The organism is Nostoc sp. CALU 546 (assembly GCF_048836525.1).
Map to the genome: position 1 here is coordinate 1 of NZ_JAWJTF010000388.1, position 1,691 is coordinate 1,691.

2 protein-coding genes are annotated in these 1,691 nt (G+C 39.9%); both read right to left on the bottom strand.

Annotated elements, in window-relative coordinates; genetic code table 11:
- Positions 1 to 133: 133 nt before the first annotated feature.
- Positions 134 to 706, bottom strand: a complete 573-nt coding sequence (locus tag RRG12_RS43920) for a hypothetical protein (protein WP_069069018.1) — start codon at positions 704 to 706, stop codon at positions 134 to 136.
- 216 nt (positions 707 to 922) lie between these two features.
- On the bottom strand, positions 923 to 1,691 hold a 769-nt coding region (locus tag RRG12_RS43925; RefSeq protein ID WP_420763348.1), incomplete at its 5' end, for an inositol monophosphatase family protein.

Consider the following 1,691-nt stretch of genomic DNA (forward strand, 5'->3'; position numbering starts at 1 on the left):
ACTCATTACTCCTTCTTAAGAGCGCCTTTAGGTCGGTGAGTATGTCAAATCCTTTGCCTAATTATGTTGTCATAATCACTTTGAAAAATGTTTACAAATATAAGGGCAAACATTTGTACTGATATACCCATACCTATGTCTCTGTAGAAGGTATTTCTTTAATTTTGGTTACATCAACTTTGCTTAACCAAGTAACTAAGTCTTCTGAGCCAAGTGCAATCTCACTTCCCAAGGTTTTGATATAGAGAAGTCCGTCACTGATAATTAAATCTCTAATTGGATACCATGAATCTCGTGTTCTAATCAGAAGTTCTAACGGAATCCCTGATCTTGAACTATGCTTGCAATATTTCCACCAGGCTCGCCATAGAATGACACATTTAGTACAGTTCATCTGATAGCCTTTGGGAACTTCGCAGTATTGATACTGATAGAAACCCCGACTATCTACTTCTCCTTTGAGGATATAACTATATTCTGCTAATGCCTGATTGATCAATTCCCACTGGGTTGATTTTGGAGAAATCGAGAATTCAGATAAGGTGTTAGATAGTTGAACAGTGGCAATTACGCCTTCAGATTTTGCTGTCAGTTGGTTGATTTTATACACTGTTTGCGCTGTCAAAGCAGGATTTGACAACAAAATATCTTTTTTTTGAATAGAGTTTTGCACAAACTCTCGAATTAAATCTAGATTAGACAACATAAAATTTTTTATACTAAATTAACCAGTGTAATGAAAGTCACAACACTACTTAAATTAATAACTACACTGGTTTTGCACTTAAATCAGGATTATTACCAGCTTTATTTATACTCAATTCTTTGTTGAACTAGGGTTTTGTTAAGTTTAATATCGAGTATGCTATTATCCACTAGGCTGGTTGACAAAATTACTCTTTTCAAATATTTAGGCAGCAAATTAAATTTTTACACCTTCGAGAAAAGGTTGAAATACCGGAACTAATTCGGGACGACTAACCACAAGGGTAGGAAAAGAGCGATCGCTATAATCTTCTCCTGGTGACAACGGAAACGGTTCTGACTTCAGCGATGACCATACCCCACCAGCTGCTTGGACAATTACCCAAGCCCCTGCTATATCCCAAACTTTTGGTGTCGCCTCAATCCCACCGAGAGTAGCCCCAGTAGCAACCGTCAAAAAGTTATAGCTAGCTACACCCAACATCCGAATTTTACAGGGAAAGCCGTTTTTGATAACTGCGGTGCTACGAGAACAGAGGTTAAAAAAGTGATTGCTGCTGGGACTATCAACACTTGTGTGGATGGGGTGGTGGTTGAGAAATGCTCCTATTGGTGTTGCCAAACCAGATGAACCTGCCCAGAAACCATGAAAAGCTTGATTTAGAGTTGGTGCGTAAACATACCCAAAAATGGGTGTGCCTCGATACAATAAACCCAGAGATATTGTCCAGAGAGGAATGCCGCGTGTGAAGTTGGTTGTACCGTCGAGAGGATCAATTACCCAGCACCACTCAGTACCGGGAAATGACTGATCACTCTCTTCGCTCAAAATGCCGTAACCAGAGAAATTAGAAGCGATCGCATCTCGAATTTCCTGATCTGCCCATTTATCTGCTTGCGTCACCAAACTACCATCAGCTTTTTGGTCAGCCTGTACTTTCCCAAAATCTTGCAATAGCTGCTTGCCCACCCTGGTAGAGGTAGTT

What these genes read in the sequence shown, in the direction of transcription:
- RRG12_RS43920 (WP_069069018.1), bottom strand. Translation starts at nt 706, where the DNA reads ATGTTGTCTAATCTAGATTTAATTCGAGAGTTTGTGCAAAACTCTATT.